Origin of the sequence: Phenylobacterium sp. (genome assembly GCF_031425575.1) — a bacterium.
Lineage (GTDB): Bacteria > Pseudomonadota > Alphaproteobacteria > Caulobacterales > Caulobacteraceae > Phenylobacterium.
On the sequence record NZ_JANPJP010000107.1, the window covers coordinates 1 to 1,732 of the forward strand.

Here is a 1,732-nt window from a genome sequence, read left to right on the forward strand (position 1 = left end):
GCTGGTCGAGCATCGGACGCCGGACCGGTGGGACATCCTCGGGGCGTCGGTGTGCCTCGTGGGCGCCGCGATCATCCTGGCTGGGCCGCGGACGACCTGAGGGCGCAGCGAGGCGAGCGGACTGGAGGCCAGCGGCGAGCCACGACCCAAGGCGGCCCTCCGGAGGCTTGAGGCGGTCAGGGCGCGGTTGTGAAGCGAATGATGCGCGGCGTCACAGGTTGACCGGCCATGTTCTGGAAGTTCGTGTGGCTCGGACTATTGGCCCCCACCGCGTAGGACAGGCCCGGTCTCAGGCGCATCCGGATGCGAAATGTGCGGCCGTCTTCCGAAAAGCTTGGAGAGCCGATGAACTCCGGCGCGGCGCCGGCAGGCCCGGTGGTCACCGACATCCGGTCTCGCGCCATGGGTTGGCTGAACTCAAAGACCAGGGTCTGTTCCCCGGCGGGCACGCCCTTTGCGCCATCGGCCGGCCATGACCCGACCAATTGGGGTACGGATGATGCGATGACAGATGTGAGAGCCAGGGCGACAAGGCTCGCCAGCATTTGCTGACCTCTTGATTGTTGCGTCGGAGGTTTGGCCGATCAGCATGCCTGTAAAGCGCCACCGTGAAGCTACATCACCGAACGCCGATCGTCGACTTCAGGTTGTCGGGCCCAAACGCTCGCGAAACCGTGCTAGCCCGCCCCTAGGGCTTGGGCAGTTTCCTGTCGGCGCGGCAGGTCTTCAGGGGCTGCTGTTTGACGGTGTGGATGCGGGTGATGCGGCGTTCCTTGGGGTTGGTCTGGACCCGCAGGCAGACGCAGCCATAGCCGTAGGAACTGCCGTTGGTGACCACCCAGTCGCGTTCGGTGAGGTCTGGCACGTCGTCGAGACCGCGCGCCTGGAAGCCGCCCTGCGTGGCTATGGTCCATTCGCCGGCGCTGTCGAACAGCCACCAGTTGCCCGGCGACGGGTTCTGCAGCCAGCCGCAGCGCGTCTCACCGGCGAGCCTCTTGGGGGCGGCCTGGGCAGGCGCGCCCGCAACGAGGGGCGCAAGAACGGTGGCGATCGCGACGGCGCGACCGAGACGGCTGATGAGACGCGCGGTCATGGGGTCGGCCCTTAGGACTGTTGGTCACCGACCAGGAGTAGCGTCACCAGACCTGGGATCGTGTCATGGTGTCAAGGAGTCGCGCCCTCCGGCGCGTCGGTGCGGAGGGGCGTGAATGGGCATCCTGGACTGGTTGACGGGCAGCAAGCCCGCCCCGAGCGGCGTGGCGCGCGAGAGCGTCGCCAAGTTGCGCCAACGGCTGCTGGCGGTGAACCGCCCGACCGCGCCCTTCAAGGTGCGCGAGGCGACCAAGAAGGAAGGCTGCGACCTGGTGGCCGAATGGCGGATCGTCGACGCCAAGTGGTACGAAATCTTCGCCAAGGCCGGCATCAAGCGGGTCTTCAAGGTGCTGATGAAGTTCGACGAGGCCAAGGGCGAGGTCCGGGCCGTCGACGAGGAATGGGAGGTGGAGTGGCGCGCGGGCGTCCCAACCCTGTCAGCCAGCGCCAGGGCCTCCCGCGGGCAGACCTGGGAGAAGAGCTTCGAGACCGTCTACGCCTTCGACGAGGAGGACCTCTCGTTCGGCAAGATCTACTCGTACAAATTCGACACCCGCGAGATCAAGGATCCGCTGGTGGAGGCCGCGCACGCGGGCGGCTGGGGCTGGCGAGGCGTCGCGTTCGGGAAGCTGTAAGCCCG

At 67.1% G+C, this 1,732-nt stretch carries 4 protein-coding genes; 2 read left to right on the plus strand and 2 right to left on the minus strand.

The window, feature by feature from the left end:
* The first annotated feature begins 1 nt into the window (after nt 1).
* Nucleotides 2–100 (plus strand): hypothetical protein, encoded by a 99-nt coding sequence (locus RMO97_RS05925; protein WP_409035292.1) that lies wholly within the window; start codon nt 2–4, stop codon nt 98–100.
* A gap of 76 nt (nt 101–176) precedes the next feature.
* Here RMO97_RS05925 and RMO97_RS05930 read toward each other — a convergent pair whose 3' ends face one another.
* Both RMO97_RS05930 and RMO97_RS05935 read right to left on the minus strand, forming a co-directional pair.
* The gene (locus RMO97_RS05930) at nt 177–545 is read right to left on the minus strand and encodes an Ig-like domain-containing protein (protein ID WP_310539603.1); all 369 of its coding nucleotides are present in this window, start codon (nt 543–545) and stop codon (nt 177–179) included.
* A 143-nt stretch (nt 546–688) separates the two neighbouring features.
* Nucleotides 689–1,093 carry a DUF4087 domain-containing protein gene (locus RMO97_RS05935; RefSeq protein WP_310539604.1) on the minus strand — a complete coding sequence of 135 codons (405 nt, stop codon included), beginning with the start codon at nt 1,091–1,093 and terminating at the stop codon, nt 689–691.
* A 115-nt stretch (nt 1,094–1,208) separates the two neighbouring features.
* Here RMO97_RS05935 and RMO97_RS05940 point away from each other — a divergent pair, with 115 nt between their 5' ends.
* A complete protein-coding gene (locus RMO97_RS05940) occupies nt 1,209–1,727 on the plus strand; it encodes a hypothetical protein (RefSeq protein ID WP_310539605.1) in 519 nt (172 codons plus the stop codon).
* The last annotated feature ends 5 nt before the right edge of the window (nt 1,728–1,732 follow it).

Excerpts from the sequence above, each read along its gene's own strand:
- RMO97_RS05930 (WP_310539603.1), bottom strand. The coding sequence starts at position 545 with ATGCTGGCGAGCCTTGTCGCCCTGGCTCTCACATCTGTCATCGCATCA.
- RMO97_RS05935 (WP_310539604.1), bottom strand. The coding sequence starts at position 1,093 with ATGACCGCGCGTCTCATCAGCCGTCTCGGTCGCGCCGTCGCGATCGCC.
- RMO97_RS05940 (WP_310539605.1), top strand. The coding sequence starts at position 1,209 with ATGGGCATCCTGGACTGGTTGACGGGCAGCAAGCCCGCCCCGAGCGGC.